30 protein-coding genes are annotated in these 25,017 nt (G+C 66.9%); 11 read left to right on the top strand and 19 right to left on the bottom strand.

Annotated features, from left to right (window positions below; all coding sequences use genetic code 11):
• Positions 1-61: 61 nt before the first annotated feature.
• The 4 genes from P7644_RS04765 to P7644_RS04750 form a co-directional block, all read right to left on the bottom strand.
• Positions 62-1,048, bottom strand: a complete 987-nt coding sequence (locus P7644_RS04765; protein ID WP_404301917.1) for an NAD(P)H-dependent glycerol-3-phosphate dehydrogenase — start codon at positions 1,046-1,048, stop codon at positions 62-64.
• Between the two features lie 66 nt (positions 1,049-1,114).
• Complete coding sequence (gene secB / locus P7644_RS04760; protein ID WP_404301916.1) at positions 1,115-1,570, bottom strand: protein-export chaperone SecB; 456 nt, start codon at positions 1,568-1,570, stop codon at positions 1,115-1,117.
• A 92-nt stretch (positions 1,571-1,662) separates the two neighbouring features.
• Positions 1,663-1,920, bottom strand: a complete 258-nt coding sequence (gene grxC / locus P7644_RS04755; protein ID WP_404301915.1) for a glutaredoxin 3 — start codon at positions 1,918-1,920, stop codon at positions 1,663-1,665.
• A gap of 52 nt (positions 1,921-1,972) precedes the next feature.
• Complete coding sequence (locus P7644_RS04750; RefSeq protein WP_404301914.1) at positions 1,973-2,377, bottom strand: rhodanese-like domain-containing protein; 405 nt, start codon at positions 2,375-2,377, stop codon at positions 1,973-1,975.
• Between the two features lie 73 nt (positions 2,378-2,450).
• Here P7644_RS04750 and gpmA point away from each other — a divergent pair, with 73 nt between their 5' ends.
• The 4 genes from gpmA to P7644_RS04730 all read left to right on the top strand — a co-directional run bounded on the left by gpmA (position 2,451) and on the right by P7644_RS04730 (position 6,092).
• A complete protein-coding gene (gene gpmA / locus P7644_RS04745; protein WP_404301913.1) occupies positions 2,451-3,194 on the top strand; it encodes a 2,3-diphosphoglycerate-dependent phosphoglycerate mutase in 744 nt (247 codons plus the stop codon).
• Between the two features lie 94 nt (positions 3,195-3,288).
• The gene (locus tag P7644_RS04740) at positions 3,289-4,725 is read left to right on the top strand and encodes a S41 family peptidase (RefSeq protein WP_404301912.1); all 1,437 of its coding nucleotides are present in this window, start codon (positions 3,289-3,291) and stop codon (positions 4,723-4,725) included.
• A gap of 76 nt (positions 4,726-4,801) precedes the next feature.
• The gene (locus P7644_RS04735) at positions 4,802-5,566 is read left to right on the top strand and encodes a HesA/MoeB/ThiF family protein (protein WP_404301910.1); all 765 of its coding nucleotides are present in this window, start codon (positions 4,802-4,804) and stop codon (positions 5,564-5,566) included.
• Between the two features lie 109 nt (positions 5,567-5,675).
• Positions 5,676-6,092 (top strand): response regulator, encoded by a 417-nt coding sequence (locus tag P7644_RS04730; RefSeq protein ID WP_404301908.1) that lies wholly within the window; start codon positions 5,676-5,678, stop codon positions 6,090-6,092.
• Positions 6,093-6,096: 4 nt separating this feature from the next.
• On the opposite strand, the gene P7644_RS04725 is transcribed toward P7644_RS04730, so the two are convergent.
• Entirely contained in the window at positions 6,097-6,729 is a 633-nt protein-coding gene (locus P7644_RS04725; protein ID WP_404301906.1) for a response regulator, read from the bottom strand.
• Between the two features lie 113 nt (positions 6,730-6,842).
• Here P7644_RS04725 and P7644_RS04720 point away from each other — a divergent pair, with 113 nt between their 5' ends.
• Positions 6,843-8,201 (top strand): CHASE3 domain-containing protein, encoded by a 1,359-nt coding sequence (locus tag P7644_RS04720; RefSeq protein WP_404301905.1) that lies wholly within the window; start codon positions 6,843-6,845, stop codon positions 8,199-8,201.
• A 72-nt stretch (positions 8,202-8,273) separates the two neighbouring features.
• Positions 8,274-8,588, top strand: a complete 315-nt coding sequence (locus P7644_RS04715; protein WP_404301903.1) for a BON domain-containing protein — start codon at positions 8,274-8,276, stop codon at positions 8,586-8,588.
• Positions 8,589-8,637: 49 nt separating this feature from the next.
• Here the strand turns inward: P7644_RS04715 and coaD are convergent, their stop codons facing one another.
• From coaD to P7644_RS04695, 4 genes are all read right to left on the bottom strand, one after another.
• On the bottom strand, positions 8,638-9,126 hold the full coding sequence (coaD, locus tag P7644_RS04710; RefSeq protein ID WP_404301901.1) for a pantetheine-phosphate adenylyltransferase: 489 nt from the start codon (positions 9,124-9,126) through the stop codon (positions 8,638-8,640).
• A 130-nt stretch (positions 9,127-9,256) separates the two neighbouring features.
• Entirely contained in the window at positions 9,257-9,877 is a 621-nt protein-coding gene (gene rsmD / locus P7644_RS04705; protein ID WP_404301900.1) for a 16S rRNA (guanine(966)-N(2))-methyltransferase RsmD, read from the bottom strand.
• Positions 9,874-11,232: a M16 family metallopeptidase gene (locus P7644_RS04700; RefSeq protein ID WP_404301898.1), complete on the bottom strand. Its 1,359-nt coding sequence runs from the start codon at positions 11,230-11,232 to the stop codon at positions 9,874-9,876. The genes rsmD and P7644_RS04700 overlap by 4 nt, the downstream gene beginning before the upstream one ends.
• Before the next feature lie 14 nt (positions 11,233-11,246).
• The gene (locus P7644_RS04695; RefSeq protein WP_404301897.1) at positions 11,247-12,677 is read right to left on the bottom strand and encodes a M16 family metallopeptidase; all 1,431 of its coding nucleotides are present in this window, start codon (positions 12,675-12,677) and stop codon (positions 11,247-11,249) included.
• A gap of 29 nt (positions 12,678-12,706) precedes the next feature.
• On the opposite strand from P7644_RS04695, the gene ftsY reads away from it, so the two are divergent.
• A complete protein-coding gene (gene ftsY, locus P7644_RS04690; protein WP_404301895.1) occupies positions 12,707-13,822 on the top strand; it encodes a signal recognition particle-docking protein FtsY in 1,116 nt (371 codons plus the stop codon).
• Between the two features lie 73 nt (positions 13,823-13,895).
• Here the strand turns inward: ftsY and cutA are convergent, their stop codons facing one another.
• From cutA to P7644_RS04665, 5 genes are all read right to left on the bottom strand, one after another.
• On the bottom strand, positions 13,896-14,225 hold the full coding sequence (cutA, locus tag P7644_RS04685; RefSeq protein WP_404301894.1) for a divalent-cation tolerance protein CutA: 330 nt from the start codon (positions 14,223-14,225) through the stop codon (positions 13,896-13,898).
• A 50-nt stretch (positions 14,226-14,275) separates the two neighbouring features.
• Positions 14,276-15,343, bottom strand: a complete 1,068-nt coding sequence (locus P7644_RS04680; protein ID WP_404301893.1) for an alcohol dehydrogenase — start codon at positions 15,341-15,343, stop codon at positions 14,276-14,278.
• A 217-nt stretch (positions 15,344-15,560) separates the two neighbouring features.
• Positions 15,561-15,959, bottom strand: coding sequence for a hypothetical protein (locus tag P7644_RS04675; RefSeq protein WP_404301891.1), 399 nt, complete (start codon positions 15,957-15,959; stop codon positions 15,561-15,563).
• A 49-nt stretch (positions 15,960-16,008) separates the two neighbouring features.
• Positions 16,009-16,281 (bottom strand): VF530 family DNA-binding protein, encoded by a 273-nt coding sequence (locus tag P7644_RS04670; protein ID WP_404301889.1) that lies wholly within the window; start codon positions 16,279-16,281, stop codon positions 16,009-16,011.
• Positions 16,278-16,418 carry a hypothetical protein gene (locus tag P7644_RS04665; protein ID WP_404301888.1) on the bottom strand — a complete coding sequence of 47 codons (141 nt, stop codon included), beginning with the start codon at positions 16,416-16,418 and terminating at the stop codon, positions 16,278-16,280. Before P7644_RS04665 ends, P7644_RS04670 begins: the two co-directional genes overlap by 4 nt.
• 280 nt (positions 16,419-16,698) lie before the next feature.
• On the opposite strand from P7644_RS04665, the gene rpoH reads away from it, so the two are divergent.
• Entirely contained in the window at positions 16,699-17,634 is a 936-nt protein-coding gene (rpoH, locus tag P7644_RS04660) for an RNA polymerase sigma factor RpoH (RefSeq protein ID WP_404301886.1), read from the top strand.
• A gap of 78 nt (positions 17,635-17,712) precedes the next feature.
• Positions 17,713-18,717: a Bug family tripartite tricarboxylate transporter substrate binding protein gene (locus P7644_RS04655; RefSeq protein ID WP_404301885.1), complete on the top strand. Its 1,005-nt coding sequence runs from the start codon at positions 17,713-17,715 to the stop codon at positions 18,715-18,717.
• A gap of 28 nt (positions 18,718-18,745) precedes the next feature.
• Here P7644_RS04655 and P7644_RS04650 read toward each other — a convergent pair whose 3' ends face one another.
• From P7644_RS04650 to P7644_RS04630, 5 genes are read right to left on the bottom strand one after another with little or no spacing between them, the layout of a single operon-like run.
• Positions 18,746-19,357, bottom strand: a complete 612-nt coding sequence (locus tag P7644_RS04650) for an SCO family protein (protein WP_404301883.1) — start codon at positions 19,355-19,357, stop codon at positions 18,746-18,748.
• Between the two features lie 9 nt (positions 19,358-19,366).
• Complete coding sequence (gene cyoE, locus P7644_RS04645) at positions 19,367-20,311, bottom strand: heme o synthase (protein WP_404301882.1); 945 nt, start codon at positions 20,309-20,311, stop codon at positions 19,367-19,369.
• On the bottom strand, positions 20,308-21,483 hold the full coding sequence (locus P7644_RS04640; RefSeq protein ID WP_404301881.1) for a heme A synthase: 1,176 nt from the start codon (positions 21,481-21,483) through the stop codon (positions 20,308-20,310). The genes cyoE and P7644_RS04640 overlap by 4 nt, the downstream gene beginning before the upstream one ends.
• The gene (locus tag P7644_RS04635) at positions 21,480-22,178 is read right to left on the bottom strand and encodes a hypothetical protein (RefSeq protein WP_404301879.1); all 699 of its coding nucleotides are present in this window, start codon (positions 22,176-22,178) and stop codon (positions 21,480-21,482) included. The genes P7644_RS04640 and P7644_RS04635 overlap by 4 nt, the downstream gene beginning before the upstream one ends.
• Positions 22,120-22,884: an SURF1 family protein gene (locus tag P7644_RS04630; RefSeq protein ID WP_404301878.1), complete on the bottom strand. Its 765-nt coding sequence runs from the start codon at positions 22,882-22,884 to the stop codon at positions 22,120-22,122. Before P7644_RS04630 ends, P7644_RS04635 begins: the two co-directional genes overlap by 59 nt.
• 15 nt (positions 22,885-22,899) lie before the next feature.
• On the opposite strand from P7644_RS04630, the gene P7644_RS04625 reads away from it, so the two are divergent.
• Both P7644_RS04625 and pilB read left to right on the top strand, forming a co-directional pair.
• A complete protein-coding gene (locus P7644_RS04625) occupies positions 22,900-23,124 on the top strand; it encodes a twin transmembrane helix small protein (RefSeq protein ID WP_404301877.1) in 225 nt (74 codons plus the stop codon).
• A gap of 145 nt (positions 23,125-23,269) precedes the next feature.
• Positions 23,270-25,009: a type IV-A pilus assembly ATPase PilB gene (gene pilB, locus P7644_RS04620; RefSeq protein WP_404301876.1), complete on the top strand. Its 1,740-nt coding sequence runs from the start codon at positions 23,270-23,272 to the stop codon at positions 25,007-25,009.
• The last annotated feature ends 8 nt before the right edge of the window (positions 25,010-25,017 follow it).

Genomic DNA, 25,017 nt, shown 5'->3' with positions numbered 1-25,017 from the left:
AAACGGACGGATTCAAGCGCCGCCCCGGCCCATGGGCGCGCTGGGGGTGTGAAAAGGTAACTTACTCCACCGTAGGCTCGCGCTCCATGAGCCGGACCACGGCTTCGGCCGCACGCAGCCGGCCATCGAGCAGCGCCAGCACGCATTCGGCGATCGGCATCTCCACGCCCGCCGCGCGCGCGCGCTGCACCACGGTGCGCGCGCTGTACACGCCCTCGGCCACATGGCCCAGCGAATCGACCGCCTGCTGCAGGCTCTGGCCCTCAGCCAGCAGCAGCCCGACACGGCGGTTGCGCGAGAGCTCGCCCGTGGCCGTCAGCACCAGGTCGCCCAGGCCGGACAGGCCCATGAAGGTGTCGGTGCGTGCGCCCAGGGCCAGGCCCAGGCGCGTCATCTCGGCCAGACCGCGCGTGATGAGCGCGGCGCGCGCGTTCAGCCCCAGCTGCAGGCCGTCGCACAGGCCGGTGGCAATGGCCAGCACGTTCTTCACGGCGCCGCCCACCTCCACGCCCACGATGTCCTCGCTGGCATAGACGCGCAGCGCCGGGCCATGGAAACCCGCCACCAGCGCCTCGCGCACCCGGGCGTGGCGGCTTGCGGCCACCAGGGCGGTGGGCTGGGCGCGCGCCACCTCCTGGGCAAAGCTCGGGCCGCTGAAGGCGCCGCTGACCAGCTGCGGCGCGACCTCGGCGCAGACCTCGTGGGCCATCAGGCCGGTGCCGGCCTCGAAGCCCTTGCACAGCCAGGCGATGGGTGCGCCGCAGTCCTTGAGCCGCTGCAGCATGCCGCGCAGCGCCGCCATGGGCGTGCCGATGATGACCAGATCAGCATCGGCCGCGAGCGCACACGCATCACCGGCCAGCACCTGCAGCGCTGGCGGAAACGCCAGGCCGGGCAGGTAGCGCTGGTTGTGGCGCGCCGCCTGCATGGCTGCGGCCTGCTGCGCGTCGCGCGCCCACAGCGTCACCGCATGGCCTGCCGCATGGGAGGCGCCGCTGATGGCGATGGCTGTGCCCCAGGCGCCCGCGCCAAGAACTACTATTTTCATAGCTTATAGCGCTTATCACACGGGCCTTAGAGGCCAAAAAAACCTCAAACCGCCCGATGCACTCTCTTACTGCACCGAGCCGTTGCCGGCCTCGGCCGCGGCGGCCTGTTGCTGCTCGTACATGGCCTGGAAGTTGATTTCCGCCAGGTGCACGGGCGGAAAGCCAGCGCGCGTGATGGTGTCGGCCACGTTGCCGCGCAGGTAGGGGTAGACGATCTGCGGGCAGGCGATGCCGATGATGGCGCCCAACTGTTCTTCGGGCACGTTGCGGATCTCGAAGATGCCGGCCTGCTTGGCCTCGACCAGGAACACGGTCTTGTCCTGGATCTTGGTCTGCACCGTGGCCGTCACGGCCACTTCAAAAATGCCTTCAGCCACGGTCGCGGCCTGCACGCCAAGCTGGATGTCCACGCTGGGCTGCTCCTGCTCCAGCAGGATGGCGGGAGAATTGGGCTGCTCCAGCGACAGGTCCTTCAGGTACACGCGCTGAATCTGGAACACGGGGGTTTCTTCGGTAGACATGGCTTTGGTCCGTCAGTCAAAACAAAGCCCGCCGGGGAGACGCTCCCGCAGCGGGCACTTGGGGCTGCATTATGCAACCTCGATCGGGACAATCATGCGCCCAGCAGGGGGATCAGGCCGCCACGGCCATCCAACGCCGCGAGGTCGTCATACCCGCCCACATGGGTCTCGCCGATGAAGATCTGCGGCACGGTGCGCCGGCCCGTGATCTCCATCATGTGCTGGCGCGCGGCCGGGTCGGTGTCCACGCGGATCTCCTCGATTTGCTCCACGCCCTTCATTTTCAGCAACTGCTTGGCGCGTATGCAGTAGGGACACACGGCGGTGGTGTACATCTTCACGGCTTGCATGGCTGCAACCTTTCAGCAAAATTAACGATACATAACCGCAGGTGCAGGCCGTTCAGGCCTTCTCAATCGGCATATTGGCTTCGCGCCAGGCCGCCAGGCCGCCCGACAGGGTTTGCGCTTTGTCATAGCCCAGGCCCTTGGCAATGCCCACGGCGCGCGCGGCACGCCCGCCCTTGGCGCAGACCATGATGACCGGCACGGCCTTGTTCTTGGCCACCTGCGGCAGGCGCTCCTGCAGCTGCGCCAGGGGAATGTTCTTGGCGCCGCCCACGTGGCCTGCGGCAAATTCCGCAGGCTCGCACACATCGATCACCAGGGCCTTCTCGCGGTTGATGAGCTGCACCGCCTGTGCGGCGCTCAGTCCGCCGCCCGCGCCCTTGACGACGGGCAACAGCAACATGACGCCCGAGGCCAGCGCGAGAAAGATCAAATACCAGTTGTCGACGATGAAGTTCACGGAGGTCCTTAGGCGAATGCAAAGTACGTGATTCTAAAATGGCGAGTTTTGACCTGAACGCCCAAGGGACACCATGCACAAACTCGTTCTGATCCGCCACGGCGAATCCACGTGGAATCTGGAAAACCGCTTCACCGGCTGGACCGACGTGGATCTCACCGCCACCGGCATAGAGCAGGCCAAGAACGCGGGCCGCCTGCTCAAGGCCGAGGGCTACGAGTTTGACCTGGCCTACACCAGCGTCTTGAAGCGCGCCACGCGCACGCTGTGGCACTGCCTGGACGAGATGGACCGCACCTGGCTGCCGGTGGAGCACAGCTGGCGTCTGAACGAGCGCCACTATGGCGCGCTGCAGGGCCTGAACAAGGCCGAGACGGCCAAGCAGTACGGCGACGCGCAGGTGCTGGTCTGGCGCCGCAGCTACGACACGCCGCCGCCGGCCCTCGCGGCCAACGACCCGCGCAGCGAGCGCGGCGACCTGCGCTATGCGGGCCTGGCGCCCGATCAGGTGCCGCTGACCGAGTGCCTCAAGGACACGGTGCAGCGCGTGCTGCCCTACTGGAACGACACCATCGCGCCGACCATCCGGTCGGGCAAACGCGTGCTGATCGCCGCCCATGGCAACTCCATCCGCGCACTGGTCAAGTACCTGGACGGCATTTCCGACCAGGACATCGTGGGTCTGAACATCCCCAACGGTATCCCGCTGGTGTATGAGCTGGACGCAGACCTCAAGCCCCTGCGCCACTACTACCTGGGCGACGCCGAGGCCGCCGCCCGGGCCGCCGCGGCCGTGGCCGCGCAGGGCAAGGCCTGAGAGGCCGAACCTCAAAAATAGGCAAGGGCGCGGGAACTGCCCCGGGCCGCGCCCTTCCAAGGTGTATATTGATCCGATGCGGTAGAGGTGTTCTATGGGCCACAAACTGAAAATTGCGGGATGGGTATCGGTCGGCATAGTGGCCGGGGCACTCACCACGGTATCGCTGCAGACGGTGGCGCGCGGCGCCATGACACCGCTGCCGCTGGAAGAAATCCAGCAGCTGTCGGCGGTGTTCGGCCTGATCAAGACCGACTACGTGGAGCCGGTCGATGACAAGAAGCTCATCACCGACGCCATCTCCGGCATGGTCTCCAGCCTGGACCCGCATTCGCAGTATTTCGACAAGAAGTCCTTCAAGGAATTCCGCGAGGGCACGACCGGCCGCTTCGTCGGCGTGGGCATCGAGATCACCCAGGAAGACGGCCTGATCAAGATCGTCTCGCCCATCGAGGGCTCGCCCGCCGACCGCGCGGGCCTGAAGACCAACGACCTGATCACCAAAATCGACGACACGGCCGTCAAGGGCCTGACGCTCAACGAGGCCGTCAAGCGCATGCGCGGCGAGCCCAACACCAAGGTCACGCTGACCATCCTGCGCAAGGAAGAAAGCCGCAGCTTCCCCGTGACCATCACGCGCGAGGAGATCAAGACCCAGTCGGTCAAGGCCAAGCTCGTGGAGCCCGGCTACGCCTGGATCCGCCTGTCGCAATTCCAGGAGCGCACGGTGGACGACTTCGTGCGCAAGGTGGAAGAGATCTACAAGCAGGACCCTCGCCTCAAGGGCCTGGTGCTGGACCTGCGCAATGACCCGGGCGGCCTGCTCGACGCCGCCGTGGCCGTGTCGGCCGCCTTCCTGCCCGAGAACGTGACCGTGGTCTCCACCAACGGCCAGCTGGCCGAAAGCAAGGCCACGTTCAAGGCCGCGCCCGAGTTCTACCAGCGCCGCGGCAGCGGCGACCCGCTCAAGCGCCTGCCCGCCGCCATCAAGACCGTGCCCCTGGTGGTGCTGGTCAACGAGGGCTCGGCCTCGGCCAGCGAGATCGTCGCCGGCGCGCTGCAGGACCACAGGCGCGCCACCGTCATGGGCAGCCAGACCTTCGGCAAGGGCTCGGTGCAGACGGTGCGCCCGCTCGGCCCCGACACCGGCATCAAGCTGACCACGGCGCGCTACTACACGCCCAGCGGCAAGTCGATACAGGCCAAGGGCATCGTGCCCGACGTGATGCTCGACGAGACGGCCGAGGGCGACATCTACGCCTCGCTGCGCATGCGCGAGGCCGACCTGGAGAAGCACCTGACCAGCGGCCAAGGCGAGGAGGTCAAGGATGCAGCGCGCGAAAAGGCGCGCGAGGAGGCCAAGAAGCGCCTGGAGGAAGAGGCCAAGAAGCCGATTGCCGAGCGCAAGCTGCCCGAATTCGGCTCGGACAAGGACTTCCAGCTCATCCAGGCGCTGAACCAGCTCAAGGGGCGCACGGTGGTCGCCAGCAAGACGCTGACCGAGCGCAAGGAAGAGAAGAAGGACAATTGAACCGAGACGAAATACTCGTTCTCGCCACCAGGCCGGGTTTCCCGCGGGGCCCGGCCTTTTTCACGCCCCTCACGCCATGAATGACGATCAACTTCTGCGCTATTCACGCCACATCCTGCTCGACGAGATCGGCATTGAGGGCCAGGAGTGCATCCTGGCGGCGCGGGTGCTGATCGTGGGCGCCGGCGGCCTGGGTTCGCCGGTGGCGCTGTTCCTGGGCTCGGCCGGCGTGGGCTGCCTGACGCTGGTGGACGACGACGTGGTGGACCTGACCAACCTGCAGCGCCAGATCGCCCACACCAGCGGACGCGTGGGGCTTGCGAAGGTGGACTCCGCGGCCCAGGCCGTGCGCGCCATCAACCCGCAGGTCAGCGTGCAGACCGTGCGCCAGCGCGTGGACGCAGCGGCGCTGGACGCGCTGGTGGCGCAGGCCGACGTGGTGCTGGACTGCAGCGACAACTACCGCACGCGCCAGGCCATCAACGCCGCCTGCGTGCACCACGCCAGGCCGCTGGTGGCCGGCGCCGCGATCCGCTTTGACGGCCAAGTCTCGGTGTACGACCCACGCCGCGGCGACACGCCCTGCTATGCCTGCCTGTTTCCGCCCGACGCCCAATTTGAGGAGGTGGCCTGCGCCACCATGGGCGTGTTCGCCCCCATGGTGGGCATCATCGGCACCATGCAGGCGGCCGAGGCGCTCAAGCTCATCGCCGGGGTGGGCACCTCGTTGGCCGGGCGCCTGCTGATGCTCGACGGCCGCGACATGCAATGGACCGAAATGCGTATACAGCGCGACCCCGCCTGCACGGTGTGCGGGGCGCGGCACGCACAGCCCGAGTAGGAACACACCTACGGTGGCTGCGCGCAGCTGCTGGCAGCGTCGCCACGCCCATGGCTCTAAAGTAGCCCCCTGGTTCTTTCTTTTGCCGCAGGGCCGAACTGGAACACCCGTGAAACTGCGCACCTACATCGTCGAAGACAACGCCACCATCCGCGAGAACCTGATAGGCACGCTGGAGGAGCTGGCCGAGGTGCAGGCCGTGGGCAGCGCCGAGACCGAGGAGGAGGGCAAAGCCTGGCTCACCGCACACCCCGCACAGTGGGATCTGGCCATCGTCGATCTGTTCCTGCGCGAGGGCAGCGGCCTGGGCGTGCTGGCCGCATGCCGCGAGCGCATGAGCGCGCAGAAGCTGGTGGTGCTGAGCAACTACGCCACGCCCGACGTGCGCATGCGCTGCGCGCAGCTCGGCGTGGATGCGGTGTTCGACAAGTCCAATGAAATCGACGCGCTGGTGGACTACTGCATCGTCCATGGCGCGCAACGCGCGTCCGCCGTCCATGCCGCCATCGGCCCAGGCCCGCTTTGAACGGTCAATCGATGAGCCGGTTCTTGAGCGCGTAATAGGTCAGGTCGCTGTTGGAAGACAAGCCCATCTTCTCCATGAGCCGCGTGCGGTAGGTACTCACGGTCTTGACGCTGAGAGAAAGCGACTTGGCGATGTCCCCGGCCGTCTCCCCCCGTGCCAGCTTCAGGAACACCTGGAACTCGCGCTCGGACAGCTGCTCGTGCGGCGGCGCGCCGTCCTTGCGGTGCAGCTGCTGGGCCAGCAGGTCGGCCACCGCAGGGGTCAGGTAACGGCGCCCCAGGGCGATGGTGCGAATCGCCTCGACGATTTCCTTGGGCTCGCATTCCTTGTTCAGGTAGCCGCTCGCGCCCTGGCGGATCAGGTTGATGGCGTAGTGCTCCTCGGGGTAGCCGCTCAGGATCAGTATGCCCATGTCCGGCGCCTTGGCACGCAGCATGGCGAGCGCATCCAGGCCACTCTGCCCGGGCATGGCCAGGTCCATGATCAGCACGTCGATCTCATGCGCGCGCACCAGGTCGATGGCCTCGCGGCCGTTCGCGGCCTCGCCCACCACGCGCAGGTCCACATAGTCGGACAGGAACTGGCGCAGGCCGGAACGCACTATTGCATGGTCATCCACAATGCCGATCTTGATCATCAAGCCATCCTTCAGGGGTGCAGGGCCAGGCGCCCATAATGGCGCTCACAGGGTGTCACGGACCGATGATATGCATTTCGGCCGCGCCACACCGGCCCAGGAGAAGCCCGTACATGAATTGGTCGCGCTTGCGCAAAATGGCCTTCAGCCTGCCGCTGGCACTGCTGGCAGCGCTGCTGCTGGTGGGCATCAACGAAATCGGCTACATGGGCTCGCGCAGCGCCGTCGCCGAGCTGGCCCACTCCCACACCACGCGCAATGCGCTGGACCGGCTGCTGCAGAACATGCTGAATGCCGAGACCGGCCTGCGCGGCTATCTGCTGACCGGCGACGAGCACTATCTGCGGCCCTACGACCAGGCCGTGGCCACGATCACCGCCAACCTCGAAGAACTGAGCCAGACCTACCAGCAGCAGCCCCAGGAGCGCGAGGAGTTTGCACGGCTGTCGCAGCAGGTCGCGCGCAAGCTGTCGGAGCTCAATCTGATACTGGAGCTGCGGCGCAAGAACCATGACGAGTCCTGGCGCGTCGTGCTGTCCACCGATAGCGGCAAGGACAGCATGGATGCCATCCGCAGCATCGCCGCCCGGCTGGTGGCGCTCAGCGAGCAGCAGGCGCAAGGCAGCGCGCAGGAAATCGTGCACTCGCTGAGACTGTCGCGCATGGGCATTGCCGCCGTGGCCCTGATCGGCCTGCTGGCCTTCTACATGTACCTGCGCCAGACCCATGCCCTGCAGGCGGCCAATGAACGCGAGCAGCAGGTGCTGGCGCGCGAGCGTGACCGGCTGGAGCAGCTGGTGCGCGAGCGCACGGCCTCGCTGTCACAGCTGGCGAACCACCTGCAGCAGGTGCGCGAGGACGAGCGCGCGCACCTGGCGCGCGAGCTGCACGATGAGCTGGGCGCGCTGCTCACGGCCGCCAAACTGGACCTGGCACGGCTCAAGTCGCGCGTGGACATGCAACTGCCCGACAACGCCGAGCGCATCCAGCACCTGACGGACACGCTCAACAGCGGCATTGCGCTCAAGCGCCGCATCATCGAGAACCTGCGCCCCTCCTCCCTGTCCAACCTGGGGCTGACGGCGGCGTTGGAGATTCTGACGCGCGACTTTGCCCGGCACAGCAACCTGCAGGTGGACACCCTGCTGGAGGATGTGCCGCTGTCCGAGTCCGCGCAGCTCACGGTGTACCGGCTGGTGCAGGAGTCGCTCACCAACATCAGCAAATATGCCAACGCGGGCAAGGTGCTGGTGTGCGTGCACAACCATCCGGACCATGTCTCGGTGCAGGTGCGCGACGACGGAGTCGGCTTTGACACCCGGCGCATCGCCCCGGATGCCCACGGCCTGCTGGGCATGCGCCACCGCGTGGAGGCTGCGGGCGGGCAATTCAGCGTGCACTCCACGCCCGGCGCCGGCACCTTGGTCAGCGCCGTGCTGCCGCACAGTGCCAGCGATATGCCGGGTGCTTGACAAAGCGGCGCGACGCGCCGACGCTATGACCCAGTTTCTCAGCCACCCTCCAGCCACCCTCGAAGGACAACCATGAAATACGCCACTGCGATCGCCTTCGCCCTGCTGACGGGCGCCACCCTCGTCTCCACCGGCTGCTCCGTGGCCCGCGACCAGCAGACCGTGGGCTCCTACGTGGACGACGCGGCCATCACCACCGCCGTGAAGGCGAAGATGGCCGAGGACAAGGGCGTATCGGCCACCGCCATCAGCGTGGAGACGCTCAACGGCACCGTGCAGCTGTCGGGCTTTGCCAAGTCGCAGGCCGAAAAGGAGCGGGCCGAATCCATCGCCCGCACCACCCGGCATGTGCGCGAGGTGCGCAACAGCATCGTCGTGCGCCCCTGATCCCAGGCGCGCCCCCAGAACACGCGCCGCCCGATGACAGGCGGCGCGTTTATGCCTTCCCCACCCTGGCCTGCAGCCGCCGCAGCACGGCGGGCGAGACAAACTGCGCCACGTCGCCGCCCAGAGTGGCGATCTCGCGCACCAGGGTGCTGCTGATGAACTGGTACTGGCTGCTGGGGGTCAGGAACACGGTCTCGATCTGCGGCACCAGCGCGCGGTTCATGCCGGCAAGCTGGAATTCATAGTCGAAATCCGTGCCCGAGCGCAGGCCGCGCACCATGGCCGTGCCGCCGCGCGCGGCCGTGAACTCGGTCACCAGGCCCTCGAAGGGCTCGACCTGGACCTGGGGGCAGTCCTGCAGGGCCTCGCGCGCCATGTCCATGCGCTCGTCCAGGCTGAACATCGTCTTCTTGTGATGGGCAATGGCCACGGCCACGATCACGCGCTCGAACAGCTGCGCCGCGCGGCGCACCAGGTCTTCATGGCCCAGCGTGATGGGGTCGAAGGTTCCGGGATAAACGGCAACTACATGCGCCATGGCGTGGCTTCTCCTTGCAGTGGGTGGCGCCCGGCGCGGGCCCCTTGGGGCCGATTATGCAGCGCCGTGACCCATGCAGCAGCCTGATGCGAAACAAGCCTCCAGCGCTTATACGACAAGCGCAAGTAGCTCACATATCAGTAGCATCCGATGAGCGGCGCAACAGGTGTGCATGCACCGTGCCGGCCTTCAGGTGGCGGTGCAAGGCCAGGCCCAGGGGCTTGAGCTCGGCATCCGTCCAGGCGGCGGGCGCCTCCAGGTAGATGAAGCCGCCCTGCGCCACGGCCTGCGCCGCGGCCTGCAGCGCCGGGGCGAACAGCGCGCCATCGAACGGCGGGTCGATGAACAGCAGGTGCATGCTGGCGGGCTGGCACTGGCGCAGCGCGGCCACGCCGTCGCCGCGCTGCACGCGCACGCTGGTCGCCTGCAGGCGCTCGCGCAGCAGCTCCAGCTGCCGGACCAGGCCGGCGTCGCCCTCCACCAGCAGCACGCTGGCCGCGCCGCGCGATGCGGCCTCCAGCCCCAGGGCGCCCGTGCCGGCAAAGGCGTCCAGACAGCGCCAGCCGGTGAGGTCCTGGCCCAGCCAGTTGAACAGGGTCTCGCGCACGCGGTCCGGCGTGGGGCGCAGGCCGGGGCGGTCGGCCACGGGCAGGCGCGTGCGCCGCCACTGGCCGCCGATGATGCGCACCTCGCCCGCGCCACGCGCGGCTGCGGGCTTGCGCACGCCAGGCCGGGCGGCGCCGCGGCTCAAGGCTGGCCCCCGACGACCACGGTGGCCATGCGCTCGGGCTGCAGGTGGCGCTGCATGGCGGCGCGCACCTCGGCCAGGGTCAGGGCGTTGACGCGTTCGGTCCAGTGCTCAAGGTAGTCCAGTGGCAGCTCGTTCCAGGCGATGTTGGCCACGTTGGCCAGCAGCTTGCGGTTGCTGTCGATGCGCAGCGCAAAGCCGCCGATGAGGTTGTCCTTGGCGGCCCGCAGCTCGGCCTCGGTGGGGCCTTGCGCGACGAACTGCGCCAGCGTGTCATGCGCCACCTGCACGGCCTGCGCCGCCTGGTCCGGGCGGGTCTGCAAGCCGACGACGAAGGCGCCCCGGTTCAGCCCGGGCGAGAAGTCGCTGTACACGCTGTAGCTCAGGCCGCGCTTTTCGCGCACCTCCTGCGTCAGGCGCGAGGTGAAGCCGCCGCCACCCAGGATGTGGTTGCCCACCAGCAGCGCCAGAAAGTCGGGGTCGCGCCGGGCTATGCCCAGCTGGCCGATCAGCACCTGGGCCTGCGCGGCGGCAAAGGGGATGGCCTGCTGCACGGACTGTTGCAGCGGCTGTGGGTCGGGCACGGCGGGCAGGGGGGCGCAGTCGGCGCCGCTGCGCTCAGGCAGCCTGGCCAGCAGCTGGCGCACCAGGGTCTGGGCCTGGGCGCGGTCCAGTGCGCCGACGATGCTCACGCGCGCGCGGCAGGCGGCCACGGCGCGCTGGTGGAAGGCCTGCAGGTCGGCCACCGCGATGCGCTCCAGCGTCTGCTCATCGGGCTTTTGGCCATAGGGGTGGCTGCCGTAGACGGCGCTACCAAAGGCCTTGCTCGCCACCGGGCCGGGGCGGGTGTAGGACTCCTTGATGGCCGCGCTCCAGCGCGCGCGCTCACTGGCCCACACCGGCGCAGGGAAGCTGGGCTGGGCGATCTGGCGCGCGGCCAGCTGGGCGGCGCGCTCCAGCAAGTCGGGCTCGGTGAGCGAGCGCAGGGCGTACTGGAAGCTGTCGCGCCCGGCCTGGGCGCCAAAGCTCGCGCCCAGGTCGGCCCAGGCCTCGCCCAGGTCGTTTTCATCGAGCGCACTCTCCCCGGCGCCGGCGGCCGTCACGCCCTTGGAGCTCATGAGCGCCGCGGCCGCGGCCAGGCCCGCCTGCGGTGCCGGGTCGCGGCGCGAGCCGGCGTCGAAGTCCACCTGCACATCCACCATCGGAATCGCCGGGCTGTGCACCAGCCAGACGCGCGCGCCGCTGGCCTCGGTCCAGTGCTGTATGGGCAGCAGCGCCCATGCGTTTTGCATACAAAAAATGGCTCCAGCGCTTATCAGTAAAGCGCGAACAGCTATGTTTTTTATATTTTTGTTCATGGGAGTCATTGGGCTCAATGCATGCGCTCGCCAGCAGCGGGCGCGGGTGCGGCGCGCTTGGCACCGGCCGCGAGCGGCTGGGGCACAAGCGTGGCCACGGTGAGCTGGTCGTCGCCAAAGTAGCGTGCGGCCACCGCTTGCACCTGCTCGGGCGTCACGGCGCGCAGCAGTTTCAGCAGGCGCTCGTCCGCATCCAGCGGCAGGCCCTGCACCCAGTTGCTGCCCAGATCGCTGGCTTGGCTGTAGAGCGAGTCGCGCGCGTAGATGGTGGAGGCCGCCCACTGCGTCTTCACGCGCGACAGTTCCGCCTCGCTCACGCCGTCCCGCGCCACGCGGGCCACTTCGGCGCGCAGCGCGTCCTCGACCTGTTGCGCCGTCTTGCCCGCGGCGGGCACGCCCGTGAGCAGGAACAGCGCCGGCCCGCGCCCCACGACCGAGGCATGGCTGTCGGCGCTGTCGGCCACACGCTCGGCGCCCTGGGTCAGCGCGCGCTCCAGGCGTGCGCCGTCATAGCCGCTGAGCACGGCCGACAACACCAGTAGGGCCAGGCCGTCGCGGTCGCTGTCCTGCATGTCCTCGATGCGCGCGATGCCAGGTACGCGAAACGCCAGGGCCACATAGGCCTGCTCGGCCGGCGCCTTGAAATCGATGCGGCGCAGGCCCTGCTGCACGGGTTCGGTGCGCGGCTTGCGCGCTGGCAGGGCGCGCGGGGAAATAGCGCCATAGGTCTTCTGCGCCAGGGCCAGCACCTGGGCCGGATCCACGTCGCCGGCCACGACCACCGCGGCGTTGCCCGGCGCATACCACTGGCGGTGGAACTGGCGCACATCGGCCGGGGTCATCGAGTCCAGGTCGCTCATCCAGCCCACCACCGGGCGGCGGTAGGGCGAGGCGATGAAGGTGGTGGCATACAGCTGCTCGATGAGCGCGGCGCGCGGCTGGTCTTCGGTGCGCATGCGGCGCTCTTCCTTGACCACCTCGATCTCCTTGCCGAACTCGGCATCGGGCCACTGGTTGTGGGCGAAGCGGTCGGCTTCGAGCCGCATCACGTCGGCGAGCCGGCTGGCTGGAATCTGCTGGTAATAGCCCGTGTAGTCGCGGCTGGTGAAGGCGTTCTCCTGCCCGCCCAGGGCCGCCACGCGGCGCGAGAATTCGCCCGGCGGCAGCTTCTTCGTGCCCTTGAACATCATGTGCTCCAGCACATGGGCCACGCCCGAGCGGCCATCGACCTCATCCATGGAGCCCACGCGCAGCCAGACCATGTGCACCGCCGTGGGCGCGCGCCGGTCGGGCTGCACGATGAGCTGCATGCCGTTTCTGAGGGTGAACTGCTGCGCCCCCGTCGCCGTGGTGGCCAGCGGCGCAAGGGTGGAGGAAGCCGGTGCGGTCTGCGCCCCCGCATGCAGGCAGGCCAGCAGGCCCAAAAGGGTGATAGCGCGTTTCATAGAATGGCTGCGATTCTAAGAACCTAGCAATGTTCAGTTTTTTCAAGAAAAAATCCCCCTCCCCCGCCGAACCCGCCAGCGCGCCGGCGCCGCAGGCCGAGGCACCCGCCAGCGGCGGCGCCTTTGGCTGGCTGCGCAAGTCCCTGGGCGGCGCGGACGAGCCCGCCGCAGCCATGGCGCAGGCCGAACCCGCGGCAGACCAGGCCCCGCCCGCCGTGCCCGAGCCAACGCCAAAGCCCGAGGGCCAGCGCCAGGGCTGGATGGAGCGCCTGAAATCCGGCCTGCGCAAGACCGGCAGCTCCATCGCCACCGTCTTCACCGGCACGCAGATCAACGACGCGCTGTACGAGGAGCTGGAGGACGCGCTGCTGATGGCCGACACCGGCGTGAAGGCCACGCAGCACCTGCTCGATGACCTGAAACGCCGCGTAAAGGAGGCCAAGGCGACAGAGCCCGCCGCCGTCAAGGCCCTGCTGGCCGACGCCCTGGCCGACCTGCTGCGCCCGCTGGAAAAGCCCCTGGTGATCGGCGAGCACACCCCCACCGTGATCATGGTGGCGGGCGTGAACGGCGCGGGCAAGACCACCTCCATCGGCAAGCTCACCCGGCACCTGGCTGATCACGGCGAGAGCGTGCTGCTGGCCGCGGCCGACACCTTCCGCGCCGCGGCGCGCGAGCAGCTGGGCGTCTGGGCCACGCGCAACCTGGTGGAGATCGTGAGCCAGGAGGGTGGCGATCCGGCCGCCGTGAGCTTTGACGCCGTCACCGCCGGCCGCGCGCGCGGCAAGGACGTGGTGCTGGTGGACACGGCCGGGCGCCTGCCCACCCAGCTGCACCTGATGGAGGAGCTGAAGAAGATCCGCCGCGTGGTCACCAAGGCCGACGCCGGCGCCCCGCACGAGGTGCTGCTGGTCATCGACGGTAACACCGGCCAGAACGCCCTGACCCAGGTGCGCGCCTTCGACGACGCGCTGCAGCTCACCGGCCTGATCGTCACAAAATTAGACGGCACGGCCAAGGGCGGCGTGCTGGCGGCCATCGCCCAGGACCGGCCCGTGCCGGTCTACTTCATCGGCGTGGGCGAGAAGATGGAAGACCTGGAAACCTTCAACGCGCGCGAATTCGCGCAGGCGCTGCTGGCTTGAGGGGTGTTAGCCCAGTTGCCCCCCAAAAACATCACCGTCACCCCGGCGAAAGCCGGGGCCCAGGGGTGCTGCATCACCTATCCACCTGCTGCCCCACCCACTGCGCATAGTCGGCCTCGGCCTCGACCTGGTGGGTGAGCAGCTGCGGCACCTCATAGGGGTGCTGCGCGCGCAGCCAGGCGCGCAGTGCGGGCACGGCGGCGGGCAGCGTCTTGCAGACCAGGCGCCATTCCTCGTCCTCATGCTGCGCGCCCTGCCAGACATAGTGCGAGCTGATGGCCTCCACCTGCACGCAGGCGGCCAGGCGCGCCTGCACGGCGCCGGCGGCCAGCTGCTTCGCGTCGGCCGCGCTGGCGACGGTGGTGGTCACAACGGCGATCAGGGGGGTTGCGGTGCTGTGCATGGCGCGAGTCTGGCAGAGTCAGGCTGGTACTGGCCACGACGCAAAAGACTTCAGCCCGCGCCCTGCGGCGTCAAAATCTGCCGCCCCACGGCCTTGCCCTCTTCCAGCGCCAGCAGGGCCGTGAAGGCCTGGCTGAAATGCATGCAGGTGCTGGGCACGGGCGGCAGGTTTTTCTCCTTGACCAACCGCATCAACTCCTGCAGCTCGCGCAGGCTGCCCACGTAGGTGCCCTGGTAGGTGATGGCGCGCAGGGCCATGGAGGGCGTGGGCAGGTCCACATGGCCGCCGAACAGGCCGATCTGCACCAGCTGCCCGCCCTTGGTCAGCAGGTCGATGCCGGCCTGCACGGTCTGGCTGGAGCCCACGCAGTCGATGATGGCCCACACCGCGCCACCGGCGGCCTGGCGCACCTGGGCCATGCAACCGTCCTGCGCGGGGCTGAACACGGCCTGGGCACCGGCCTGCAGCGCGGCGGCATGCTTGGCTGGGTCGGGCTCGATGACGATGACACCGGCGCTGCCCATGGCCCGGGCCAGCAGCACGGCCATCAGGCCCAGGCCGCCGGCGCCGAAGATGACCAGCCTTTCATCCCTGAGCACCTGGGCGGGTATCTTCTTCAGGGCGCTGTAGGTGGTCAGGCCGGAGCAGGCATAGGGCGCGGCCTGCACGGGCGGCATGTCGCCAATGTCCACCAGATAGCGCGCGTGGGACACCAGCACATGGTCGGCATAGCCGCCCGGTTGGAATACGCCCATGGACCTGCCGGCCAGGCACAGGTTCTCGTCGCCGCGCCGGCACACGCTGCACTCGCCGCAGCCATGCCAGGGGAAGACCAGGTAGCGCTTGCCCACGGTCACGCCCTTGGCGGCATCGCCCACGGCGACCACCTCGCCGGCGATCTCGTGGCCCATGGTCAGGGGGAGCTTCAGGCCGCGATCGGCCATGGACATCTTCTTGCCATGGCCCAGGTCGTAGGAGCCATGCCAGATGTGCAGGTCGGAGTGGCACACGCCCGCCGCCTCGATGCGCACCAGCACTTGGTCGTCCACGGGCTGGGGAGTGGCGCGCTCATTGCGCACCAGGGGCTGGCCACATTCGGTCACGTCATAGCTGATCATCGGGTCTCCTTGGGTGCATGGGGCAACAGTACCAGGCCCGGGCGACGATGCCTGGGGATTGCTTCCTCACCCACGCCCGGCTGGCAACGCCGCAGTTTAGAGCCTGTTCAAAGGCTTTTCATGGGGCACGCTCTCAGGCCCAGCGGTTCGCCCCGGTTGTCGCATTCGAGTTGCTCTTCGGTCATGGCTCCCTCTCTCTTTTCCGGCTACAGCTTCATCAACTCAATGTAGCGCTGGTAGCTGTAGCTGCGGTTTTCTTCTGGCCCGTCAACTCGGTCACGATGCCCAACTCCGCCAGCAGTTGCACCGCAGCGTTGGCGGTCGGGAAGCTCGTGCCCAGCTTTTGCCGCACACGCTCCACGCCTAGCAGAAAGAAGTCCCCCCTTCCCAATCGCCCTGCGTGCGAATGTGGGAGAGGTGGCGGTAATAGTCCATCTTGGGCCAGCGCCGTCTCCGCCGCGCGGTTGGCCGCCGCAAAGGATTCGGGCGCCAGCGGCGGCTGGCTGGGCGGCAAGGGGTGCGGCACAAACGCCTTGACCGATTCGCCCAGCGTGTTGGAAGTGATGGGGGTGCCGGTGGTACGCATCGGGTGAAAGAAACATTGGGATGCGGCCATGTGGTGCGGCCCCTTCATGTTCACGCACTCCGGAATCCAGCGGTATGAGCTATGAATTTTGATGCATTTGGTCACGCCGCTGGTCCCGCAGCATGAACAGGTACAGCCCCTCCACCTTCTCGCGCGCCCAGGGCGTCTTGCGCAGGAACTTCAGGCTGGACGACACGCTGGGCTCGCTGGTGAAGCAACGCACAGGAATGCGCCTGCCCAGCTCCTGCCAGCCATAGTGCGCCACCAACGCCGTGACGATGGCCTCCAGGGTGAGGCCGTGCAGGGGGTTGCGTGGCTGGGCGGGTGCAGCGGGTGGGTGAGGTGAGGTCATGGCGTGGCAACTTCATAGGAGGCCGCTGCGGGCAGGCGCAGCTGGCCGAAGATCAGGCGGGGGAACTGGGTGTCGCGGAGGGTGGAGAGGGTTTGGGCGCGAAGCTCGTTGTGCTTGGCGCGCACATGCATCGGCATCACAACTGACTCATAAGCCTGAATGCACTGCCCGGCAGGAACCAGATACGGCAGTCCATGAGCGTGATTGCGATTCAATGTGGGTACGGCTGTCGGCGGCGGCCCAGAGGGTTTTCTTAATATCTTCGAGCATTCGTGGACAGTTGCAACGGTCTTTGAGCGGTGGCTACCGGATGTTAGCTGCAGCCTGGCGGCGGGTATTCGCCCACGGGAACTTTGGTTTTGGCACTCGCTCCAATGGAGTGCTAATATGAGATTTATGCAAGAAAGGACTATGGATATGGCACTCCAGACTGCATCTACCGTGACGACGCTGGCGCCCGTGAATCCGTGGGCCCTGGTTCCGCCGTTGGGCAACCTGGACGCCTATATCTCCGCCGTCAACCGCCTGCCCCTGCTCACACTGGAGGAGGAGCAGCGCTATGCGCACCAACTCAAGGACGACAGCGACCTGGAGTCAGCCGGCCGCTTGGTCATGTCGCACCTGCGCTTGGTGGTATCCATCTCGCGCCAGTACCTGGGCTATGGCCTGCCGCATGGCGACCTAATCCAGGAGGGCAACGTGGGCCTGATGAAGGCCGTGCGCCGCTTCGATCCCGACCAGGGCGTGCGCCTGGTGAGCTACGCCATGCACTGGATCAAGGCCGAGATCCACGAGTACATCCTGAAGAACTGGCGCATGGTCAAGGTGGCGACCACCAAGGCCCAGCGCAAGCTGTTCTTCAACCTGCGCTCCATGAAGCATGGTTTCAAGGCCGATGCGCTGGATGCCGACACGCACCGCGAGACCCTGTCCGAGCAGGAGATCGACCTGGTGGCCGAGCAGCTCAACGTCAAGCGCGAAGAGGTCATCGAGATGGAGACACGCCTGTCCGGCGGCGACGTGCTGCTGGACCCTGCACCATCGGATGACGGCGAGCAGGCCTTCGGCCCCATTGCCTACCTGGCCGACACGGCGCACGAACCCACGGCCATGATCGAGTCGCGCCAGCGCGATGCGCTGGCCAGCGACGGCATTGCCGCGGCGCTCGACGGGCTGGACGCGCGCAGCCGCCGCATCGTGGAGCAGCGCTGGCTGCAGGTGAATGACGACGGCTCGGGCGGCATGACGCTGCACGAGCTGGCCGCCGAGTACGGTGTGAGCGCCGAGCGCATCCGCCAGATCGAGGTGGCGGCGATGAAGAAGATGAAGAAGGCGCTGGTCGAGTACGCCTGAGCGGTTTGCGCCGCAGGCAGATAATCCAGGCGCGCGGCCCACACAGGCCGCGCGCTTTTTTGTTCCAGGAGATTTCCCATGTACCGTCACTCCCCCGCCCGCCGCGGCCTGCTGGCGCTGGCCCTGGCGTCCATCTGCGGCGCCGCCGTGGCCGGCAAGGGCGCCGCGCCCGCCACGCCGGGCTGGCCTGCCAAGCCCCTGCGCATCATCGTGGGCTTTCCCCCGGGCTCCTCGCCCGACCTGACGGCGCGCACCTTCTCCGAGCCGCTGTCCCAGGCCCTGGGCCAGCCGGTGATCGTTGAGAACAAGGTAGGCGCGGGCGGCAATATCGGCGCCGACGCCGTGGCCAAGGCGCGGGACGACCACACCATCGGCCTGTTCATCAACGGCAACCTGACGATTGCCAGGCTGCTCAACCCGCAGCTGCCCTACGACCCCGCGCGCGACCTGGCGCCGCTGTCGCTGATCGGGGTGTCGCCGCTGGTGCTCAGCGCACCCGTGGGCCAGGGCGATGCTCCCGCGGACGCCCGCGCCTTTGTGCAGGCCGCGCGCCAGGCCGGCAACCGCTGGAGCTATGGCACGCCCGGCGTGGGCACCGTGGGCCACCTGGGCACGGAGCTGCTCAAGGCGCGCACGGGCATCGCCCCGGTGCACATCCCCTACCCCGGCTACCCGCAGGTGGTCACGGCCATGCTGGGCGGCCAGCTGCAGATGGCGCTGCTGCCGCCGGCGCTGGCACAGGCCCAGGAGCGCGCCGGCAAGCTGCGCCTGATCGGCGTGACTTCGGCCGGGCGCAGCGCGCTGGCGCCCCATGTGCCCAGCCTGGCGGAGGCCGATGTGCGCGACTTTCAGCTGGAAATCTGGAACGCCTTTGCCGCGCCGGCGGCCATGCCGGCGCCAGTGCGCGCGCGGCTATCGGTACTGATCGGTGAGATTGCCCGCAGCCCGGAGGTGCGCGCCAAGCTGTTCCAGCAGGGCTGGCAGGCCGTGGGCTCCTCGGCCGAAGGCCTGGCCAACCGCATCCAGGCGGACACGGCCGCGATGGCCCGCGTGATCCGCGAGCAGGGTATCCGGGCCGAGTGAGGGTTGCAGGGAGAAGTCCCTGCACTCTTCAGCGCGCCTCGTCCAGCAGCGCGCGCACGTCGGCCGCCAGGCTCTGCGCGCCGGCGCCATAGCGGTGGTAGACGCGCAGCCGGCCCTTGGTGTCGTAGACATAGCTGCCAGCCGAATGGTCCATGGTGTAGCTCGTGGGCGTCTGGCCGTCCACGCGCTTGAAGTAGATCTTGAAGTCCTTGGCCACGGCGACCAATTGCTCGGGCGTGCCGCGCAGGGCGATGAAGCTCGGGTCAAAGCCGGCCATATAGGCCTTGAGCATCTCGGCCGTGTCGCGCTCAGGATCCACGGTGACGAAGATGCCCTGCAGTTTCTCACCGTCGGCGCCCAGGGCACGCTTGACCTCGGCCAGCTCCGACATGGAGGTGGGGCATACGTCCGGGCATTGCGTATAGCCGAAGAACACCACCACCACCTTGCCCGCAAAGTCCTTGAGGGTGCGTGCCTGGCCATTGTGGTCGGTCAGCGGCAGGTCGCGTGCGTACTCGGCCCCCGTCAGGTCCACGCCCTGAAACTTCGGGCCTTTCGGTGAGCAAGCAGAAAAAAGACCTGCAGAGCCCACCCACAATGCGCCAATAGCTATATTTTTAAGAGCAGTACGTTTGAACATGGCTTGAGATCAGAACACATAGTGATCCACCAGCAGCGCCGCAAACAGCAGGCTCAGATGGATGAGCGAAAAGCGGAAGGTCTTGCGCGCCAGCGCGTCGGAATAATCCCGCCACAGCCAATAGCCATAGAGGCAAAAGCCCGTGCCCAGCAGCACGGCGGCTGCCAGGTAGATCCACGAGCTCATACCATAGGCGAAGGGCATGAGGCAGGCGGCAAACAGGACCAGCGTATACAGGAGCACCTGCAGCCGCGTGTACTCGCTGCCATGCGTGACGGGCAGCATGGGTAAGCCGGACTTGCGGTAGTCCTCCACGCGATACAGCGCCAGGGCCCAGAAATGCGGCGGCGTCCACAAAAAAATGATGAGGAACAGGATCAGGGCCTCGGCGCCCACGTCGCCGGCCATGGCGGCCCAGCCCAGCACCGGCGGCATGGCGCCGGAGGCCCCGCCGATGACGATGTTTTGCGGCGTGCGTGGCTTGAGGATCACGGTGTAGACCACCGCATAGCCCACGAAGGTGGCAAAGGTGAGCCACATGGTCAGCGGGTTGACCCACCAATACAGCAGCGCCGAGCCGGCCGTACACAGCAGCGCGGAAAATGCCAACGCCTGCGCGCTGGAGAGTTCGCCCTTGGCCGTGGGGCGCCAGGCGGTGCGCTTCATCTTCGCGTCTATGTGCCGCTCCACCAGGCAGTTGAAGGCCGCAGCCGCACCCGCCACCAGCCATATGCCGACGCTGGCCAGCGCCATCAGCCCCCACTGCACGCCGCTGGGCCGGCCGGGCACGGCCAGCACCATGCCGATGAAGGCACAGAACACGATCAGCTGCACCACACGCGGCTTGGTCAGCGCGTAGAACTGGAACAGGCGCGAGGGCAGTGCCCCGGGCCCGGTCATGCCAAAGGGGCCTGCGGGAGCGGGCCCGGGGGCCGGAGCGGGCGCGATACTCATGCAGACACCCTCCTCTTGGATGCCGAAGCCCGTGCCTGCGCGTGAACCGCCCTGGCATCGGCCGTGGCGGTGCGGCTGGCGGCCAGGGCCCAGGTCAGCACCACGATCAGGGCGGCCGCACCGCCCGTATGCAGCACCGCCGCCACCAGGGGCCAGTCCAGGATCACGTTGGACAGGCCGGTGAGCAGCTGCAGCAGCGCCAGACCCGCCAGCCAGCGTGCCTGGTCCCCGAGCACGCGCGCACGCATGAGGCGCCACACCAGCAGCGCCAGCACCAGCAACACTCCATAGGCAGCCAGCCGGTGCACATAGTGGATCGCGGTCAGGGCCGCAAAGCTGATCAGGCTGCCATCCTGCAGATGGCCCAGCTCGCGCCAGATCTGGAAGCCTTCGCCGAAGGCCATCTCCGGCCACCAGCTGCCCTGGCACTGCGGGAAGGTGGTGCAGGCCAGCACCGCATAGTTAGTGCTGACCCAGCCGCCGAGCACGCTTTGCAGCGCCACGAGGGCAGCCGCGCCGGCCAGCAGCCAGCGCAGTCCGTGCGGCAGGGCCTCTGGGGCTACGCCGCGGGTGTGCTGCGTCTGGCGCACGGCCTGCAGGCACAGCAGCGCCAGCAGCACCAGCCCGCCGATCAGGTGCAGCGTGACGATGGCCGGGAACAGCTTCATGGTCACCGTGAGCGCGCCAAAGGCGCCCTGCAGACAGACCCAGACCAGCGTGGCCGTTGGCCACCAGGGACTCAGCACGCGGTTGGCGCCACGCTGGCGCCACGCCCCCACGGTAAGCGCGATGATGAGCACGCCCACGCCGGTGGCGAGGTAGCGGTGAATCATCTCCACCCAAGCCTTGCCATGGGTCACCGGGCCGGTGGGCATGGCCTGCTGCGCCGCGGAGATCTCGGAGTGCGCGCCCACAGGGCTGGCGCTGCCGTAGCAGCCCGGCCAGTCGGGGCAGCCCAGGCCCGAGTCCGTGAGACGCGTGAAGGCGCCGAACATGACCAGGTCAAAGGTAAGGAACAGCGTCAGCACGGTGAGCGCCTGCAGGCGCCGCACCGGCGTGCCGCCGCGGCTCCTCCACCATACCCAGGTCAATGGCCCGAGCGCGATCACCAGGCCCAGGGCCATGATCTCGATCAGTGGCGCCAGATCGTAGAGAGATTGCGTGCTGTTCATGGCTGCTCCTTCGTTCGGCCCGCCTGATCCCAGGAAGACGAGGCGCGCAGGAGGCGCTCCAGGTCGCGCCTGGCCTGGGCCGCGCCGGCGCCCTCCAGGCGCGCGGGAAAGCGCATCATCCAGTTTCCGCCGGGATCGACGACGTACAGATGCTCGGACAAGGCATGGCCGGCCTCAGGCGCCAGCCATGACTCCAACATGGCGCCATCGGCGCGCAGCACCGTGGCCTGAGAAAGTCCGGCGGTGATGTCCACGGGCAGTGCGGCATCGTCGGTCACCAGCCAGACCCAGTCCATGCGCTCCTTCTCGCGGCCCATGCCCTCACGCAGCTGGCGCTGCAGGTACAGGTTGTCGCGGCAATCCGCGTCGCAGGCACCGCTGGCCACGCTCACCAGCAACCACTGGCCGCGCAGCTCGCCCAGGGGCTGCTGCCGGCCATCCAGCGTGGTCAACAGCGCCTGCGCCGGCATGGGCCGCTGCGGCTCGACCAGCTGGCCGAAGTTGCGCCGGCCTTCGGGACGGATCACGTAATAGGTGAAATACGAAGCCAGCACCGGCGCTGCACACACCAGGAGCAGGCCCAGCAACTGCCAGCGCCCCATGCGGCGCGAACGCCGCGCTGGCCGCCCTGCGGGCTCAGGCCCCGGGCCGGGCGCCATGGAAGGGTAAACGTCGGACGAATTGGAACCAAACATAGAGGACTACTACCAGGCCGCAAAGCCCAAACCATTGAAACGCATAACCGTAATGCTTATCGACGCCGGTATCGACCGGCGCCCAGTCGCGCCGCAGCCCGTCGCTGGCGGCATCGGTCTGGATCACGATCAGCGGCAGCAGGGGCAGACCCAGCTCTGCGCCATAGGCACCCAGGTCCAGATTCTGCCGGATGCGCGAAGCCCCCTCGCCCTTGCCGGCGGGTGCAAACTCATAAAGCCGCGCCACATTGCCTGCAATCCGCCCCTGCAGCTGCACATCGCCAGCCGGCGTAACGATGCCCGGCAGTTGCGTGCGCTCCAGGAAATTGCGCGGCGCCCAGCCCCGCTGCACCAGCACCACGCCTTGATTGCCGCGCAGGCGCAGTGGCGTGAGCACCCAAAAACCCGCTCGCCCCTGCATCTGGCGGTTGTCCAGAAACACCGTCGCCTCAGGCAACCATTCGCCGCTCAGCAGCACACTGCGGTGCAGCAGCGCAGTCACACCGCCAGCGCGGGCGCGCAACAAGTCACCATCGACCAATTGGGCCATGCGCTGACGCTCGTCAATGGCCGCCTGCATGGCCTGCTTTTGCGTGGCACGCGACAGCTGCCAGAACCCCAGTGCTGCAGTGCCCCCCATGACCACTACAGAGACCAGCGTGAGCAGCCAAAAGCGCCAACCGAAACGAGCTTGTGCGGGGTTCACCGGATAATGGGCTCCATGAAGATACTGGTGGCTTTGGCGTTTCTCGCCATCATCGCAAGTCTGGGCTCGGCGCTATTTTTCATGATGCGCGGCGAAGGCGAAGACCGGCGACGCAGCAAGCATATGGTCCAGGCTCTGGCTCTGCGCGTGGGGCTGTCGATTGTGCTGTTTCTATGCCTGCTGCTGGCCTGGAAGCTGGGCTATATCCAGCCCACGGGCCTGCCCGTCAGCACCCACTGAATGAGCCACCTCAGCGACAGGAAAACACCTCTGGCTGCTTTGGCACTACCGACCGGCCCATCGGCCAGGCAAATTCTGTACATGCCCCAGGCTATCGGCGATGATAGGATCGTTTCGTTTTTTCCCATAAGAATCCACTGGTTACATGGTCACCGCAGACAGCACACAGAAAGCCGCTCAACCCGTTGCCTTGCCGGGTTTGGCTCGGGCATTAATGTCTGTGGGCAAGCTGAATCAGAAAACCGCCGAAGAAATTTACAAAAAATCACAATCCGCGCGTTCCAGTTTCATTGCCGAATTGATCGGAACCAATGTAGTCACCTCCAACGATCTGGCCCACACGCTGTCCTCCATCTTTGGTGCGCCACTGCTGGATGTCGATGCGCTGGATCGTGGGCGCCTGCCTCAGGGTTTGCTGGATCAGAAGCTGTGCCAGGCCTACCATGTGGTTGTTCTGAGCAAACGCAACAATCGCCTGATCGTCGCCACGGCCGACCCCACGAACCAGGAGGCGGCGGAAAAGATCAAGTTCACAACGCAAATGGGCGTGGACTGGATCATTGCGGAATACGACAAGCTGATTCATTTGGTGGATGCCACCGCCAAAAAAAACCGCGAAACCCTGGACAGCATTGTCGATGATGGGGATTTTGAATTTGGCGATATTTCCATCGAGGAAGCCGCCGAAGACAACTCGGAATCCGCAACGAATGAGGTAGAAGACGCCCCGGTCGTCAGGTTTTTGCACAAGATGCTGCTGGATGCATTCAACATGCGTGCATCCGACCTGCATTTTGAACCTTATGAGCATAACTACCGTGTGCGTTTTCGCATTGACGGGGAGCTGCGTGAAATCGTATCTCCGCCGATTGCCATCAAGGACAAGCTGGCTTCGCGCATCAAGGTGATTTCCCGTCTGGATATATCGGAAAAACGCGTACCCCAGGACGGACGCATGAAACTCAAGGTGGGGGCCGATCGCGTCATTGATTTTCGCGTCAGCACACTGCCCACGCTGTTTGGCGAAAAAATCGTGATCCGCATCTTGGATCCAAGCAGCGCCAAAATGGGTATCGATGCCCTCGGCTACGAGCCAGAAGAAAAGGAACGCCTGCTGCGCGCCATCAGCCGGCCCTACGGCATGATTTTGGTGACCGGCCCCACGGGCTCAGGAAAAACCGTCTCGCTCTACACCTGCCTGAACCTGCTCAACAAGCCGGGCGTGAATATCGCCACGGCCGAAGACCCGTCGGAAATCAACCTGCCGGGCGTGAATCAGGTGAACGTCAATGAAAAGGCGGGCTTGACATTTGCCACCGCCCTGAAAGCCTTTCTACGCCAGGATCCGGACATCATCATGGTGGGTGAAATCCGCGACCTGGAAACCGCCGATATTTCCATCAAGGCCGCCCAGACGGGTCACCTGGTGCTGTCCACGCTGCACACCAATGACGCGCCCACCACTCTCACGCGCATGCGCAACATGGGCATCGCGCCCTTCAACATCGCCTCCAGCGTGATCTTGATCACCGCCCAGCGCTTGGCGCGCAGGCTCTGCCCGCAATGCAAGGCGCCCGCCGACATACCGCGTGGGAACTTGCTGGAGGCTGGCTACCGGGAGGAGGAGATCGACGGCTCCTGGGTGACCTACCGGCCCGTGGGCTGCTCCGCCTGCAACAATGGTTACAAGGGCCGGCTTGGCATCTACCAGGTGATGCCGGTTTCCGAAGAAATCCAGCGCATCATCCTGCGCGACGGCAGTGCCCTGGACATTGCCGAGCAGGCACGTCGCGAAGGTGTGCGCACGCTGCGCGAGGCAGGCCTGCACAAGGCCAAGATGGGCCTGACCTCTTTGGAAGAGGTTTTGGCCGTGACCAACGAATAACCGTACCA

It is taken from the genome of Alicycliphilus denitrificans (assembly GCF_044792555.1).
Lineage (GTDB): Bacteria > Pseudomonadota > Gammaproteobacteria > Burkholderiales > Burkholderiaceae_C > Alicycliphilus > Alicycliphilus denitrificans_A.
This window is presented reverse-complemented; position numbering and strand designations above follow the sequence as displayed.